This is a genomic window from Sulfuricurvum sp. (assembly GCF_030691015.1).
In the GTDB taxonomy this organism is placed as follows: Bacteria; Campylobacterota; Campylobacteria; order Campylobacterales; family Sulfurimonadaceae; genus Sulfuricurvum.
This window is the reverse complement of record NZ_JAUYFF010000011.1, coordinates 43902-60932: the sequence shown is the minus strand read 5'-3', so window position 1 is coordinate 60932 and position 17031 is coordinate 43902. Positions and strand designations below refer to the sequence as shown.

Here is a 17031-nt window from a genome sequence, read left to right as displayed (position 1 = left end):
TGTCGCCATCGGCCACATCGCCGCCCACTGTTCCCTCTACAGGGATGTTTTGTCCCGCTTCGGTCGCATCGATGATGTCATCCGCCGTGATGTTTTGCTCAAGGGTGATCGTTGCGCTGACGAGGGTCGTATCGACTATAGGAGAATCAACTACATCTTCTATAACCACCGGACGAAAGACTGCTGTATCACTCGTAGCTTGAGGTGCATTAGCACCTATAGTGTTCAATAATGTAGCCACATCCCCGACCAATCCCGTACGATCAAAGAAGACATCACTTCCAGGCCGTTCTTGATCCGTAATCGCTTCCCCTGCTGCCGTTTCATCCCCCGCTTCCGTTGTAGTGGCATCTATATCAGCATTTAAGGCATTGAAAGCTAACGCATCTTTAATAGAATCAAGATAAACAACGGCATCTTCGTGGGCGAATATACCTTTGAGAAGCGAGGTATCAAAGTTTAAGACTCCGTTACCGGCAATAACAAGATCACCCATCCCTGATAACGTTACATCGATAATAATCTGAGCATTTTTAGGGTTCGTAGGTGCACCGTAAACCAATTCACCTTCATGGATCGCTTCGCCGACTTTTAACTGTCGAACACTCCCTTTAGCATCTTTGACAAAAAAAGTACCTTGCTCTAACGATTTTACGTATCCGATTACTCGTGCCATAGCGATCCCCTAAAATGAGAAAATTTTATATTTTACATTTTAACTCATATAAAAAATGAAATCTATTGTACTTAGGTACTATTTGATGTTAAACACAAAAATCAGCAAAGCCAATTTGTATGGCAAGGACAAAATTGTCCTTTGCAATCCCCTAAAGCTTTCCGCATAAATGCGGAAGATCTAGAAAGATTATATCAGCTGTGAAGGAGAAGAGAGAGAGCAAGACGATCTTTAAGCGAGAGTTTTTGATAGATGGCACTTGCATGTGCTTTGACCGTGCGAACGGTGATATCCAATGCATCAGCAATTTCTTGGTGGGTAGCTCCGTCACCCAACATCAGGGCAACTTCGCGTTCCCGATGACTCAAAATATCCAGTACCGCCAACGATTTTTCTTTTGAGCTTTTTTGATCCCGAATCTGCGAGATCATCAACGTGATAAAATCGGGGTGAAGCCAAACTTTTCCCTCTTCGAGGGCTTGATAGGCGGAGTGCAAATGAGATTCATGCATCATAGCATTGCCATACCCCATAGCTCCCAATTGTAAAAAGTTTTGTGCTTTAGAAAAATCAGGGGTCATAGAAAAAACCATCACCCGATTCAAAAAAAGATTTTTGATTACTGTATCACTTAAAGGGGCGATCATCGTATCCGTGATAAAAATAATAGCGTTATACTCACTATCTGACAAAAAACTGGTTAATACAGTCGGCTCCATTGCGCTCAAGCCACTCGACCACCGCTCACATAATCCACTCTCATCGCAAAGCAAGTATAATTTCACTTAGCGCTCCGTAAACGTATACTGTTTGGCTTTTAAAATCGGTTTTAAGATGTATTCCAAAACGGTTTTTTTACCGGTAATAATATCAACATTGACCATCATACCCGGAATAATTTTAAGCGGTTTCTCTTTGGTGCCGAGATATTTTTTATCCGTTTGCACTTTGACGACGTAATAGACATCATCGTTTTTATCGGTTACCGTATCGGGGCTGATAGTGACTACTTTACCATGGAGTGAGCCGTATAACGAATAATCGTATGCCGTTACTTTTACAATCGCGTCTTCTCCAGGATAAATAAATGCGATATCAGCGGGTTTTACTTTTGCTTCGACAAGCAATCCCCCCTCGGTTGGGACGATCTCGATCAAATTATCACCCGGTTTGATAACACCCCCTACCGTGTTCACATAGAGTTTTTGGACAATACCGTTAATCGGTGATTTGATCACGGTACGGGTAACCTGATCGGCTAATGCCGAACTCTCAGCACCGATTCTCTTGTACTCCGTCTCGGCTTCATTCAACTCCATCTGTGCTTTCATCGTAAATTCGGATCGCACTTCACGGATTTTACTGCTCATCTCATTCATAGCGGCACTGAGCCTTGGAATCGATGCCAATAACGCGTTGTAGCGCTCCGTTACATCACTCAGTTCTCGCTGAAGCTTTAAAAATTCTACACGCGGCTTAATTCCCTGAGCCACTAACGGTTCAGAAATACCGACCTCTTCTCTAATAAGCGCAAGTGAGCGCTTTTGCTCGGCAATACGTCCCTGCGCTTCAATCTTGTCATTTTGTTTTTGCGCATATTGATCACTTAATGCCGAGATTTGAGAACGGAGCCGCTCCTGATTTGACATAAAAACACTACGTTCTTGCATGATTTGCAATGGAATTTTTGCCAAATCCTCCGCACTCGGGGCAAAAGCAGTTCCCGTTGTTTCAGCACGTAAACGGACGATCTTTGCCCGTAACTCCGCCGATTTGTATTGAGAACTCTCATAGGTTGAGGAGGATTTGATATTATCAACTCTCAACATGACATCATCCGCATTTACTTTCTGACCCTCTTTGACCAAAATAGCGCTGAGTATCCCCCCCTCTAAATGCTGAATCATCTGATTCTCACCGCCGGGGATAACTTTACCGTCCCCCCTGACAATCTCATCAATCGGCGCAAGGGCTGCCCATAAAAATATAAAAAGAACCGTTACAATCCAGAATAAAAGGACGGAACGGAGGCGAGATGGAGTATCTTCCAACACAGCGGCTGAGAGGCTGCGCATAAACTGATAATCATTGGCATCAAATGAGAAACGACGTTTTTCTTTGCTCACGCTATACCTCCTGAGAGTTTAGCAATCACTTCATCTCTCCCACCGTCAAGATAAATTTTCCCATCATTCATCACAATAATTCGATCAATCAGCGGTAAAACCGTATTTTTCTGTGTAATCAAAACAACAGTCTTATCGTCAAAATAACTCTTGAGATTTGTAATAAGACGATTTTCGCTCAACTGATCCATCGCATTTGTCGGCTCATCCATAATGACAATCGGTGATTCAACAAGTAACGCACGTGCGATTCCGATACTTTGACGCTGCCCGCCGGAGAGTCCCATTCCCCGTTCACCGATAGGCATCTCATACCCTTTTGGATGCTTACGGATAAACTCATCCGCTCCCGAAATCACCGAAGCGCGGATCATCTGCTCATCACTGGCACGGGTTGAGCGATAGGCTATGTTATCTTTAGCAGAGCCTTTGAACAGCGTGATGTCCTGAGAAACATAGGAGATATTTTTGCGCAAATCCGCCGGATCAATTTGTTTGATATCGATACCATCGAGTAAAATCGATCCTTCATTCGGTTCATAAAGATGGAGCAAAAGCTTGGATATGGTACTTTTCCCCGATCCAATTCGACCGATTATCGCTACTTTTTCCCCCGGTTTGATCTTGAAAGAGACATTGTTTAATGCACTGTGATCCGATTCATCATACGAAAAACTGACATTTTTAAATTCTATCTCCCCTTTGAGTTCAGGACGGGTGATGAATTTTTTTCCGTGAGGACGCTCGGAAGGCTGAGAGATTATCCCCTCAATGGCATCGTATGCCGCCTTGGCGTCTGAATAATTGGAGATCAATGCTGCCGCTTGTCCCATCGGCGCAACGGTACGTCCCGCAATAATAATGATAGCGATCAGCCCCCCCATCGTTAGCTCATGCTCACCGATCAGATAAACGCCCACAATTACCAATACTACGGTCGTCAATTGGGTTAAAAAACCGGTTACGGTAGAGATAGAGGTCGAAATGAGGCGTGATTTCAAACTTTTTTGGGCGATTTCGCCCGTCGCCTCTTCCCAGGCCCATTGAACCTGTCCCGTCGTTCCGAGGGTTTTTAGCGTTTCGATGTTTTGCAACGCTTCGATTAAAATCGAGCTTTTGGCCGCAGACGATTTATGGGTCTCTTCGATACTTTCGCGAAGAGGATGGCGCATAAAAACAGCATACCCCAAGATGAGGAACATCATCACAAGCGGAACCACAACCATCCATCCGCCGATGTATCCGATCACCAATAGAAATAGGATCGCAAACGGAAAATCAACCAGCGCCGTCAGGGTAGAATTAGTCAAAAAAGAGCGTATAGAATCAAAATCTTTTAAATTACTGGCAAATGAACCGACCGATTTGGGATGCGATGCCATTTTAAGATCAAGTACTTTTTCAAAAATCATCGATGACATGATAATGTCACTTTTTTTACCGGCACTCTCTAAAAGTATGGCTCGGGTAAATTTTAAAAACGTATCCAGCACATAGACGACCAAAACCCCGATAGCAAAGACCCATAATGTCTCAGTAGCATTGTTGGGGATAACACGGTCATACACACTCATTGTAAAAAGAGGACTCGCTAAAACAAACAGATTCACCAGCACCGTTGCATAAATAACGTCACGGTAAATATTTTTTGAGAGTTTCAACGTATCCCAAAACCAATGTTTATGCTTGATATTGAGTGTCAGAGAATCACTTTCATTGTAGACAAACGGCTTTTTAATCAAAAAAGCGAACCCTGCGTACTCTTGATTTAACATCTCAAAAGGGACACTCTCTTCGATCGCCTCTTCCGCCGGAAGGATGATTTTATATGTTTTTCGATCCTCAGATATCGAATCTAAAATACACGCTTGAGAGTTGTCAAGCAAGAGGATCATTGGTAATTGCAAGGGAGAGATATCGGAGAGTTTTCGATGAACTAACGTACTTTTCAAACCGGCACGACTCGCGGCACGGGCAAAAAGACCTTTGGATGATTTGAGACTATAAAGACGAAGCGCCCCACCCCACGGTGCCGTAGGCAGTCCTGCCATCAATGCTTCGGCAGTAAAGGGATTATGATAAATCTGCGTGAATAAGACCAGACACTGCAATAGCGGATCAACACCGAACGCTGCTCCCTCAGGGTCTGCTATCCGACCTTCTAACTCTTCACTCATTTTGAATCTCGTTTATAAGAGCCCTCTTGCCGATCCGCAAAAATAAGCGTTTCTACCTGCTGATCATTATCCGGAGTATTATCCAAAAAATGTAACCCCGCTTTTTGAGGATACACTTCCCCCGTTGAGCCCAAAATATTTTGAACCATCGACCCCATTGCATCTAAAATACGATAGTGTGCGAATAAGAGATCGTTTTCAGCACGAACGATTTGCGATTGCGCCGCAACCGAATCGTTTTGAGCTACCAAAAGGTCCAACAATGTCCGACGCCCTAAATCGTACTCTTTTTGATACAGCTCAAGCGTTTTGGCACTGGTAGCTTCATACCGTTTAAGATGAACCAATTGTTCAGAGATATAGGTCTTCGCACTCCAAGAGAGTTCCCCCTGTTCATCGAGCTTACGCACCGTTTCACGCTTGTTTTCACCCTCTTGATGCATTTTGCTCAAATTTTTCTGTGCTTGAGACTCATCGGCTCCGCCTCGATAGAGGTTATAGCTCAAGGTTAACCCAAATTTCGTTCGATCGTCATCTCCTGCTATCCCCCCGACATCATTCGCCCAACTTTGACGTGCAAACGCATCGATTTTAGGATAATAGTTTTTATAGGACGCTTCACGTTGAGCGTATGCCGCTTTTACGTTGTACTCACTGACTAAAACCGAAGGGTTGTGCGAGCGCGCATACTCCTTCATCTCTTCAATCGTAGAGGGGAGAACACCTCTAAAACTCCCGTCTTCAAGATCTTGTGCATTCACGTGACGCCCTAATACCCGTTCAAGATTAAACATCGCATCATCCAAATTATTTTTAGCGACGACATAATTCGATTTTGCCAAGGAGAGGGAAGTATCGGCTTTTTCAGATTCGGAGCGGGTTGTTATCCCCGCCGTATAGAGTTTATTTACTTTATCGTATATCTCTTCATTAAACTGTACGTTTGCTTTTGCAATACAAAGCAAATCCCGATTTTTAAGGGCATTTATATAGATGTTCACAAAATTGTACGCAATATCGTTTGCATTTTCGATGTAGTGATTGGATGCCGCTAAAATACGGGCTTTTTGATAATCGGCTTCATACACCGTTCCAAATCCGTTGAAAAGATTTTGAGTCAACTCTAATGAGTGTTCATAACTGCTTAATGAACGGCTTACATTTTGTGTCGTCGGTGATTTGGTTTTCTCACGGGCAACTGAAGCGCTATAATCAAGGGTCGGGAGATATTGCGCTTCGGTTATACGCAAATCTTCCAACGTTGCACGGTAATTATGCAACCGTTCTAATACTACCGGATGGGTTGAGAGGACTTCATCCACCCCTTCTCTTAAACTCAAAGCATTTAAGGTTGAAGCAGCACACAACGAGATCATTACCGCTGCTTTTGAAAATAAAATTCTACGATTGAACATAAAATAGCTCCCACTCTTTTGCAGTTAACATACTTAATTATAACTAATTTAGACAATAAAAATTATCAATTATGAAGTATATTACTTCTTCTAATCCTAGCAATAGTGAATTATAGCCGAAAAGTTATCACAAAAATATCTAATTCTTCCCTGTTTAACGGGATTTATTTCTATTTCATATTTTTAATATCTGTTTATATGTTAGAATAACATTATTCGCTTTCAAGAAGGAAAAAAATTTAATGAATGTATGTTTTCGCGCAAAAGCCACCTTCACTATGCTCCTTTTAACGATGAGCATGCAATCGTTATACGGTGAGTCGAATGTCACCTACTTTGCCCCTACTCACCCTGATGCCTGCTCCGAAAAAAAAACGGCTCCAACACCGGTTATTATCCCCGAACCTAAAGTTGAAATTACCTCACCTCCGCCTCCACCGATGATACAAAAAGAGAGCGACAGGGACAACGATGGAATAGTCGACTCAAACGATCAGTGTCCTGATACCCCTAAGGGGTATAAAGTTGATACCAAAGGGTGCCCGAGCAGTGTGACCCTTCATTTGAATTTTGCCAGTAACTCAAGCATACTTCCCGCATCGGCGGAATCGGATATTGCTACTTTAACTAAATTTATGGAGGAAAATCCCGCCGCTACGATGAGTATTATCGGTCATACCGACAGCAGTGGAGCAAAAGCTAAAAATCAAACGCTCTCAGAAAACCGAGCCAACGCACTCGGATCACGTCTGATTCAAAACTCTATTGCGTCTGATCGTATCAAAATCTCCGGTAAAGGTTCAAGTGAACCGATCGTATCCAACAAAACGCCTGAGGGACGAGCACAAAATCGTCGTATACAGATCCTCATCCGCTAATTTTTCGCACTCTTGATTCCCCCGAAAGGGGATCATTTTCCAAAATAGTTTTCTGTTTGTTCTTTTAACTTCGTATAAATTCTTTCAAAATCGGTCGAGTAGACCCGTGTTTCACCAATCGAAGTGATGAAATTGGTATCTCTCTCCCATCTGGGAACCAAATGCAAATGGATATGCTCGGCGATTCCCGCACCTCCGGCACGCCCCAAATTCATCCCGATATTGACACCGTGTGCGCCGAAACCCTCTTTGAGAAGACGCACCCCTCTCTGAGCCAAGGCGCTCATATGGAGCCACGTTTGCGGATCGAGTGCTTCGAGGGCATCGGTATGATGGTGGGGAATAATCATAAAATGTCCGGGGGTATAAGGGTAGCGGTTCATTACGATAAAGCAACGTTCGTCACGGTAAAGAACGTGTTGCGCTTCATCCAAATCAGGATGCTCCGTGATGTGACAAAATACACACCCCTCACCCTTTTCACCGCTGACATATTCGGTTCGCCACGGAGCGTATAAAATATTTTCCATCAGCTATCTCCAATCTGCCTCGAATGAGGCAAGCTTCAGTGCCATAGCGGCAAGCGTAGATAAAGGGATTTTATTCCTTTATCGTTCTAAATAAAGTTCGGCGCATCATTGGCGAAGAGGATAATATCACCCGCACGGGTCACTTCACCCAGCGTTTTAACCATCTGTGACTTATCACTCAACATGATTTTATTGGGAACGTTTAACTCTTTATCAAACTGCGCCGCATTAAGCTGACCCGTAATAATGGCAATATCAAAGACACCGTTAATAGCACTGATAAGCTCGCGATTAAGCGCTTCGGTACTCTCCACAAGCCCCGGAGTGACGATCACTTTTCGCCCGTTGTGAAGCGAACACAACCGTACCCCTTCCAGCATTCCGTCGATGTTGCCGTTATAACCGTCATCAAGGATGATTTTTCCCCCCGCATCGAGGCGCTCAAGGCGGTGTTCGACACTTTTGAGTTTTGCTACCGCGTTCACGATCTCATCGCCGCTCATCCCCATCTCCTGCGCGATCAAGATCGCCGCATTGATATTGATACTCTGGAATCCGCCAAGAACAGAGGTGTGAAAATGACGTTCCTCGTCATTCACGCTCAGATCAAAATCGATCCCCTCCAACGTCGCCTCAAGATTATGGATATCATCCCCGAAAAAGGTCACTTTCTCATGCGGCTCATCCGTTACAGAGGTGTGGATAAACGCCCGTTTCAAGCGATCGGAATGGATAATCTCTAGCTTGGTACGCTGAATGCGCTCAAGCGTTTTAAAATACTCCAGATGCTGAGGCCCTACTTTACCTACAACAACGATCTGAGGATGGAGCAGCTGTGCAATGGCATAGATATCGCCGATCTCACGCGCTCCCGCTTCGCAGATATAGACTTGGGTATTGGCGGGAAGCGATTCGTTCACGTCGCGGATAATACCGCCGAGGGTATTGACACTGCGAGGAGTTGCGTAAACATTAAATTTTTGACCCAATACCTGCGCGATAAAGTTTTTCATCGATGTTTTTCCGTAGCTTCCTGTGACACAGATGATGGTCAAATCGCTCATAGCAGCCACTTTACGTTTGGCTTCGCGCTTATAGGCCAAAAATAAAAATTTCTCAATCCCCCATGAGAGAATGTAAGTCAGAACAAGAGGGAAAATAACACTGTAGCTGTTTCCCCACCCTTTGAACGCTATCAAAAGATTGATCATCAACGTCAACGAGACAAGGAGAATCAAAAAGCGTTTAACCCGCCATGTCAAAACCACTTTTTTGTCCAGACGGACATGCCACAGATACACAAGCGGTAGGTAGAGCGCTACCACAAAGAGGCTGTAACGCGACAGAGCATAATAGAGGATAAACGGAGCGATAAAATACGCGACATGCCACCATGTTTTATGGTGACGCAGAACAACCCTCTCGATCCGATAATCGTACCATTGGAGATTGGTGATCAAATACCACCCCAATCCCATTACAAAAATGATATTGGCTAAAAATGCGGCTATCGGTATCAGTTCCATACTTTTCCCTTAGTGTTCTAAACTTTTTAAAACGGACTTTTCAATCTCTTTGGCAACCGAAGCACTCTGTTCCAAAAAGAAATAGTGGTCTCCGTCAAACTCAACCACGTTTGATGCAGGTATCAGTTGCGCAATCTTATAGGCAGTCCATAGCGGTGTCGCCGTATCTTGGCGACCGAAGCACAAAAGTGCTTTCCCCTTATAGGCAGAAAATTTCTCACTAAAATCTTCATTTACAACCTGTTTAAAGGTCTCATACATCGGCTGGCTCAACCCCTGAGCATCGGGAGCGACAAAAAAGCGGCGTAACGAGGTGAGTCCGCTGAATTTTAACAGTTTAAAGAGGGCGATTTTAGCCCGTACGGTAAACGGTTTAGGGACAAGAATCCCCGCAGATCCGACCAACACCAAAAAATCAGGATTGAGCAGCGTCGCTACTTTCCCCCCGAATGAGTGTCCTAAAACAATCATTTTATCGGCTTCGATCATCGAAATAAACGTCTCTAAAATCGTGGCGTAATCTTCGGTCGTAAGGCTCATATTACACGTACTGTTTCCGAATCCCGGCATATCGATATAAATATGGCGAAATTGTTTTAAATGGGCGCCGAAGGCATGTTTCATCAAGTTTTTATGAGAACCCCAACCATGCAAAAAAATGATATCGTAATGGGCAGAAGGATTGAGAATCTCATAGCTGATAGAGAAGGTGTGCTGTTTGTATTGAACCGATTTAACTGCCACGCTTATTTCCCTTTGGCTTGGGAAATAGAGTGGATATAGTCGTAATTGACCCGAATCGCTTTTTTATCGGGCAATGCACCCAGAAGCTTTTGGATAGAAGCACTAAAATCTTCAAACAAATAATTCGCCATCGATCCCGGGATCGGGTTGACCTCGTTGAGATACACTTCACCCTCAATCTCGAAGAAATCGCAACGGATCAATGCCCCTTCAAACAGAGGCAAATAGATTTTAGTGAACGATTCGCGCAACTGTGCAACCAACGCATCGCTCACCGCCGCATGTTCAACATTTCCCGAACGGGAAAAATCGAGATATTTTTTCTCAAAATCGAGGAATTCCGCTTTTTGAGGCTCTTCGACAATCGAGTAGGTCATCTCGCCGCGTGCGCTGAAGCCTGCGAGATTGTACTCTTTGACTCCCGCGATAAACGGCTCGATCAAAAGGACGTTATCAAATTCAAAAGCGACATCGAGTGCGTAATCAAGCTCTGAGGCTTCACGTACGATACTCACACCGATCGAGCTTCCCAAACGGGCAGGTTTTACGATAAACGGATAGGCTGTGGCGATAACTCTCTTATCTTCTTTACGTAAAATCTCATACGGAAGTGTCTTGACACCGAGTGAAGCGGCAAGCCATTTGGTGTAATGTTTATCGAAACTGAGCATCGATGCCTCTTTGCGAGGACCGATGAAAGGGATATGGAAAAAATCCATCAGTGAGGCGATTGAGCCGTCTTCACCGTCTCCGCCGTGGATCAGGTTAAGAACAGGCATCTCATGTTTTTTTGAACCGAAAAGTCCCCGTTGCTCAAATCCGCCGTTGGTAAGGAAAATTTGAGGCATCTTACGGTGTTCTCCGCGTGAAAAAGTGACCGCTTTCATTTTGGCACCGTCAATGAGATAAAATTTATGATCCTGATCGCAAAAAATAAAACTGAGTTCAAAACGGCTTAGCTTTTCTTTGACCGTGATAGCACTTACAATGCTGATTTCGTGTTCATAACTGGCTCCGCCGAATAAAATAGCTAATTTCAATGAGTATCCTTTAAAGTTTTTGAAGTTGTTTTAACGCTTCTTTGACCAGCGTCGGCGTGTCGGTTGCGATAGAGTGGCTTAGTGCCTTGGCAATCTGCTCTTTTTTGAATCCGAGTGACTCTAACGCCATCATCGCTTCCATTGTTGCAGAATTTGCCGATGGAGCCGTATTTAAAAGAATGGCATCGAAACCGGCCAATTCGACCATAATCCGTGCCGCACTTTTAGGTCCGATCCCCGGAACTTTTTTCAACGCATTGACATCTTTAGATGAAATAATACCCGCAAACTGCTCCGGCGTAAAGGTCGAACAGATAGCAAGGGCAGCTTTTGGTCCGATTCCGTTGATTTTTAGCATCCCCTCGAAGAGAACTTTTTCACTTTTGTGGGCAAATCCGTACAGCTGTTGAGCGTCTTCACGGATTACATGGTGAATATGCAAGCGTGCCTTTTCCGAACCGATTGAACTGTACGTATGCAAGGAGATAAATACCTCGTAAATGACACTGTTGACATTCAAATGAACCGATGTCGGTTCTTTGTACTCAATAATTCCCTCTAATCCAATAATCATTGCGACATAACCTTAATTGAAAATGCACCGTCTTCATCTTGATACAACCCTAACACTCTCTCTTCGGAGTTATCGGAGGGGATATAAAAGACATCGACGTGGGGATCGATCAGTTTAAAAATAATCTCATTGTGATTGTGCCAACGATCATGATTGATAATACGTGCTTCAAAAATCCCTGCTTGAAGCGCCGTATGTTTTTCAGCCAGCCACGCGTACTGATCTTCTTTGCTTTTTAGCTCATTTCGAAGCGCTTCAAGTTTCTCTCGAAACAGCTGATATTGTTGATATTTCTGAACAAATGCAATCGGCATTTTAATACCGTTTGCTTTATAATGGGTCAGTTTTCGTTTTAAATCATCCATAGCAGGGGTGTTTTCCCGCCACGTTTGCTCATATCCTTCCAACTCTTTTTTAATATCACGGATCGAATTCTTAACCTGAGCCATCTGATCGGAACGTTCATGGAGATTTTCATCCGATTCGTTGATCATCGGATCAATAATCAATTGATTCTCCCCCCCTACAATCTTACGAATCTCTATCCGATGAGAAGCCGCCATTTTGACGTGAGAGCCCAGCACTTCAATGATAATCTCACGGGCACGAATTTTTCCCCCCGTCGCTTGGGTAATCGTCACTTTATCGGCTTCGACACTCCCATGTTCGAGTCGGGTGATATGAACGTCTTTGCCATACGCCGTCCCTTTATGGACATTAATCGTGAGCTCATCCGCACGGATAATGGCACTTTGGTGCACTTGCCCGTCAACCGTCGCTTTTTTCGCGGTTACTTTAGCATTAGGACCGACGTTACCTTCGATATTAATGGAGTGAACCGTCACCTCCATCCCCTGCCCGATCGCATCTTTCATCGAATCTTTCTCTTTAACGTTGATGGAGACATCGGCATCGAGCTGGGTATCAATCGAACCCGTCGTTTTAAAACTGATCTCCGTCACTTCGACTTCGGTATTGATATTATAAACTCCACCCTCGAAGGTGACGTACCCCCCTGCTCCGGCTCGGTATTCAATGCTTTTTGGGGTATCAATCACCGTGATTTTCTCTCCGGTGGTAAAGGTAGGTTCAAATTTTATGATCGGTTCTTTAGGTAGGATAAATTCTCCCCGACAATTTCTCCCGTTTTCCCCACGTTTTGCCTTGATATATTCGATGAGTAACTCATCTTTAACCGCACTCATCACATACCCGCGTTTTGCGTAATCAACCCTTCCGTGCTCGTCCATATTTTGACGCTTGCTTTCATAATGGAGAATCAATTTATCATTCACCGTCTCTATCGGCTCATACCCTTGCGCTACGAGATAGCGTTCCTGCGTCTCAAAACGATACGTCCCCTGAACACGGATTTTAGCTAAAAGTTCTCCGAAATTTTGAACCATCACCGAGTCGAATACCCCGATCATCAGGTTGGCTCGAAGCTTCTTTTTGTTTATCAAATGGACAAAATCTTCTTGAAACGTTTCGTAATAATGTGCGACACTTCCCGCTTTGATGGTCAAATAAATTTTGCACAGCGTCGCATTTCCACCGATTGACATATCAATCGATTCCAGCGGGTTAGATTCGGTAATAGAGTAAATTTCGATTTCATGGACTTGTTTGAGTTCAAATTTCGGGTTTAAGAAATCATCTTCTTTGAGATCTTTCACCTCATCGGAAGTAAGTTCTACCCAATCCTCTCCTGATCCTTCTACGGATGATTTCGTAAAGGTCTGAGTACCGAGAAGATGGAAGTCAAGGGAATTGACGGGGACTTTATAGGTAAGTGAAACTTGTAAAAGCTCTTTGGCTACGTTCGAAGTACGTACAATTATCGGCGTTATCGACGCTACAGTTGTCACAGTTTCACCGTCTTTACTAAGCAACCCCATCTTTCTATCCTTTGTAATTGCCCCTATTTTAATCACATATCGGTTAAAATTGCGTAAAATTTATTTTATGTCTGAATTTCCGTTCGCCCTGAGCCTGTCGAAGGGTTCTTATAATCAAGTTCATGGTTCGACAAAACAAGGGTACCGCTCGCGAAGCGATGTTTCCTTGAGCTCACCACGAACGGGGAAAGTATTAAAGTAGCCTGTCCACTTTTCTTTTATTTATAAATCAATATGTCGAGTAGGTAGAATATCATCAGAAACTTTTTTGATAATTGTCATACTAGGCTTTTTCATCCCTAATTGATGTTTAGCAACTGTCATTTTCATTAATCTTTCAATAGATTTTAATTCACTATCTGATGCAAAACTAAATTTATATTCTGCTCGTAATTGGTTATATATATCAAGTAAGTAAAACGAATTCTTATTTTCATTTTCTATATAGCTTTCTATATGTTTATCCCAGTTTTTTGGTCTCTTATTGGCGATTAAGAGATTCAATGTATGTTGCATAAAGCTATTTGGCTTTTTTTCAATATGCTTATACAATAAAGAACCCATTTTTTTTGAAAATAAATCATCCTTATACCAATTGACCACATTACTTGGCAATAACTGAACAATTTGATTAAATTTTTCTTCTTTTGAACCACTAAAATTACCATCCAATACAAAAGTAGCACCTTCTAATGTAGCGTATCCATCTTTAGATAGAATAGGTGATAATGCAACTAAGATTTTTGTTATTTGTTCCCAACTAAGTAAAATTTCTTCTAATAATGCATGTCGAATTATAGGATCAGAATAGTCACTATTTCTCAATGCCTTAGCACCTGCTTTTATACCTTTCATCAAACGCAAAAATGAATATTCTTCAAGGATTGTATGAATTTCTTGATGTAATGGACGAGTTCTACAATAGGACTGATCTGCAAATTCATCTTTTATGATGTCAGGTAATTTTGAGTTCAATACAGTATCAGTAACTTCTTCATGCATTTTTTCAACTGAATCATCTGAGGGTTTCCATTGTGCAATATCATATATATTAAAACTTGTTGGAAAAGCACATTTACTTTCTACGAGTAGGCGAGTTTTTTGAATATCGCTTGTAAGTGTATGTATTGCATCATCTCGTCTTCGGTCAATACCAGTATAAAACTCTATTAATTCTGGATAAGAAGCATAACGCATGTTTTCAAGAATAAATTTAGCAAAATCAGGACTATGATGCATTCGATGAGCTGCAAAATAATAAATCCAATATGTAAACCTAAAACAGAATCGATTTCCTCTTGAGACAATAATATTATTTTCGTACAATACATCGAAAATCACATGTATATCAAGATCAATTTCACTTGCAGAACAAAAATTATCTAACTTACTCAAAAAAACCTCTCTCGTGAAATAAACTGAGTTTTCAATTAGTAATTGTTCACAAAAATACCCTAGAACAAATTCTGTGTCTTTTAAGTCAGGTCTAGTTTTATACTTTGGAATATCATCAATATTAAACAAAAGAAATAAAACTCTTTTTATCATTTCTGTGCGATTTACTGGGCTATCATCAAAATCTATTTCATAAATCTTTAGTATCGTAATACAATTAAGAGGGGTTCTCGGTATATTTAAAACATCTAAGTCAGAGACGATTCTTGTTAAAATTTTGTTTTCATCACCAATATACCTTCTCTCGTTGTACTTATTTATTACTTCACGAATATCAGACCTTGGTAATGCCCACAGATTTAACACAGTAAAATTTCTATTAGAAGGTGTTGTAATTGATTCATTTAATAAGGGATTATCAACATGTGTCAACATCACAATGAGGGGTATGTTTTCAAAATAATCACTTGTTTTATTTAATATTTCATTTGCATTTTCAAGATTACTAGAAAATTCATCTAAAATAACACATTCAACATCTTCAATCGTAAGATTTAGTGCCATCAGCTTTTTATTAACAAGCTTTTGGACTTCTGACCTATGAGGTTTTAACTCATTAGAATCTAAATACAACCAAAAAGATGGTTTAGGATTCGTCCATGCTTCATATATTAGGTAATGAGATAACGAAGTTAACCCATATTGCTGACGTGATTTAATTACATAAGATTTTGGATTATTCAATATATTTTTAATATCTACCTTTGTATCCTCATCCACTGCATTATTGGATTCTTCCTCTATTGTATGTAATCTAGGCTCAATCCAGATTGTTGGTTGCGTTGAAAATGACTTTAATGCAACATCAAGATTAGTTTTAAATAAGTTAGTCACTACAGCGTATTTTGTTGAGTCTAACTGAGTGCTCAGCCTTTTTTTTGAGCTTACTGTTTTTTCAGTATTCAAATGTGACTGCTTTACAGAAAAAACTTCTAAAAGATGTTTGATACCAATCGCATAATTTGTTTCTTTTCCCTCTTGTATTGCAACAATTCCAATGACCTTTTCTGTATCTTCACATACAACTGGAGAACCACTGTATCCGCTTATAATTGGTTCTTTTGGACTTAATTTAATTGTATTGACTGTAAAGCTATTTGTAATTATTTGAACATCAGTTTTAATCGGAATATTATAAATAGTTTCCTTCTTAGATTTATCCATAAATCGAGAATAGCCTATTACTTTGACTTTTTGAGTATCTGACTCTTCGGAAAGTAAGAAAGGAGTCTGTTGCAGCCCTTTAACAAATAAAACTCCTAAATCTAGTCCATCATCGTATTTATTGAGAATAATTTCAGCTAGATAATTCTCGACATAAACTCCCTGTGTACAATTATTTATTACATGACCACATGTTGCAACAAAAACACCGTCATCGTTTTGATCAATTACGAAACCTGTGCCTATACAGCGTTGATCAGGACCAGAAATTAAAAAAACAGAATTAAGCATTGATTGGTCTCAATGTCATTTCAACTTGAATATTTGCCTCAGCACTACTTTTAGCCAAAATAAAATTCCCCTCTATCCCAACTTTTACACCTATAGATATTTTGGTAGAGTCAATATTCATATCTTTACTTAGCTCTTTGTATGTATTACTAAAAGGTTGCATTACTTTTTTTAAAAAAGTTTGAACTTGATCTATTGATGCATTGATGACAGAATGATCAGCAATTTCATGCGCTTGATTTTCATTGATTTCAATCTCAACATCGAGTCCATCAGTGAATTTTATAATTTTAGTCATAATTATCCTTTTTTATATTGATAAAAATCATCGAAAAAAAACATTATATATATAAAAATTTAAATTTAATAATTTTTTTAAAAATACATCGAATTTTTACCAATAATTTGATTAGACTATTCACATAACTACCCTTTCAAAAACTGGATTCCCGATCAAGTCGGGAATGACGAAATACCCTACTCCGATGACTTTTAATCCCATATCAGCTAAAATTGCATCAAATCTATTTCAGGGCT

At 41.3% G+C, this 17031-nt stretch carries 14 protein-coding genes; 1 reads left to right on the top strand and 13 read right to left on the bottom strand.

Annotation, left to right across the window (positions count from 1 at the left end):
• The 5 genes from Q8O20_RS08910 to Q8O20_RS08890 all read right to left on the bottom strand — a co-directional run.
• Positions 1-676 (bottom strand): hypothetical protein (locus tag Q8O20_RS08910; protein ID WP_305530868.1); only part of this gene is annotated, 676 nt, incomplete at its 3' end.
• 194 nt (positions 677-870) lie between these two features.
• On the bottom strand, positions 871-1461 hold the full coding sequence (locus Q8O20_RS08905; RefSeq protein WP_305530867.1) for a LuxR C-terminal-related transcriptional regulator: 591 nt from the start codon (positions 1459-1461) through the stop codon (positions 871-873).
• Complete coding sequence (locus tag Q8O20_RS08900) at positions 1462-2802, bottom strand: HlyD family type I secretion periplasmic adaptor subunit (protein WP_305530866.1); 1341 nt, start codon at positions 2800-2802, stop codon at positions 1462-1464.
• A complete protein-coding gene (locus Q8O20_RS08895; protein WP_305530865.1) occupies positions 2799-4979 on the bottom strand; it encodes a type I secretion system permease/ATPase in 2181 nt (726 codons plus the stop codon). The genes Q8O20_RS08900 and Q8O20_RS08895 overlap by 4 nt, the downstream gene beginning before the upstream one ends.
• Positions 4976-6394, bottom strand: a complete 1419-nt coding sequence (locus Q8O20_RS08890; protein WP_305530864.1) for a TolC family outer membrane protein — start codon at positions 6392-6394, stop codon at positions 4976-4978. Before Q8O20_RS08890 ends, Q8O20_RS08895 begins: the two co-directional genes overlap by 4 nt.
• 242 nt (positions 6395-6636) lie before the next feature.
• On the opposite strand from Q8O20_RS08890, the gene Q8O20_RS08885 reads away from it, so the two are divergent.
• Positions 6637-7272 carry an OmpA family protein gene (locus tag Q8O20_RS08885; protein WP_305530863.1) on the top strand — a complete coding sequence of 212 codons (636 nt, stop codon included), beginning with the start codon at positions 6637-6639 and terminating at the stop codon, positions 7270-7272.
• Positions 7273-7304: 32 nt separating this feature from the next.
• Here Q8O20_RS08885 and Q8O20_RS08880 read toward each other — a convergent pair whose 3' ends face one another.
• The 8 genes from Q8O20_RS08880 to Q8O20_RS08845 all read right to left on the bottom strand — a co-directional run bounded on the left by Q8O20_RS08880 (position 7305) and on the right by Q8O20_RS08845 (position 16792).
• Complete coding sequence (locus tag Q8O20_RS08880) at positions 7305-7802, bottom strand: HIT domain-containing protein (protein ID WP_305530862.1); 498 nt, start codon at positions 7800-7802, stop codon at positions 7305-7307.
• Positions 7803-7888: 86 nt separating this feature from the next.
• The gene (locus Q8O20_RS08875) at positions 7889-9328 is read right to left on the bottom strand and encodes a UDP-N-acetylmuramoyl-tripeptide--D-alanyl-D-alanine ligase (protein WP_305530861.1); all 1440 of its coding nucleotides are present in this window, start codon (positions 9326-9328) and stop codon (positions 7889-7891) included.
• 9 nt (positions 9329-9337) lie between these two features.
• Positions 9338-10072: an alpha/beta fold hydrolase gene (locus Q8O20_RS08870; RefSeq protein ID WP_305530860.1), complete on the bottom strand. Its 735-nt coding sequence runs from the start codon at positions 10070-10072 to the stop codon at positions 9338-9340.
• A 2-nt stretch (positions 10073-10074) separates the two neighbouring features.
• Positions 10075-11112: a D-alanine--D-alanine ligase gene (locus tag Q8O20_RS08865; RefSeq protein ID WP_305530859.1), complete on the bottom strand. Its 1038-nt coding sequence runs from the start codon at positions 11110-11112 to the stop codon at positions 10075-10077.
• A gap of 10 nt (positions 11113-11122) precedes the next feature.
• Positions 11123-11686 (bottom strand): Holliday junction branch migration protein RuvA, encoded by a 564-nt coding sequence (gene ruvA / locus Q8O20_RS08860; protein WP_304743307.1) that lies wholly within the window; start codon positions 11684-11686, stop codon positions 11123-11125.
• Positions 11683-13584 (bottom strand): flagellar assembly protein A, encoded by a 1902-nt coding sequence (locus Q8O20_RS08855; RefSeq protein WP_305530858.1) that lies wholly within the window; start codon positions 13582-13584, stop codon positions 11683-11685. The genes ruvA and Q8O20_RS08855 overlap by 4 nt, the downstream gene beginning before the upstream one ends.
• A 222-nt stretch (positions 13585-13806) precedes the next feature.
• Positions 13807-16494, bottom strand: coding sequence for a serine protease (locus Q8O20_RS08850; RefSeq protein ID WP_305530857.1), 2688 nt, complete (start codon positions 16492-16494; stop codon positions 13807-13809).
• Complete coding sequence (locus Q8O20_RS08845) at positions 16487-16792, bottom strand: CU044_2847 family protein (protein WP_305530856.1); 306 nt, start codon at positions 16790-16792, stop codon at positions 16487-16489. The genes Q8O20_RS08850 and Q8O20_RS08845 overlap by 8 nt, the downstream gene beginning before the upstream one ends.
• Positions 16793-17031 lie beyond the last annotated feature (239 nt).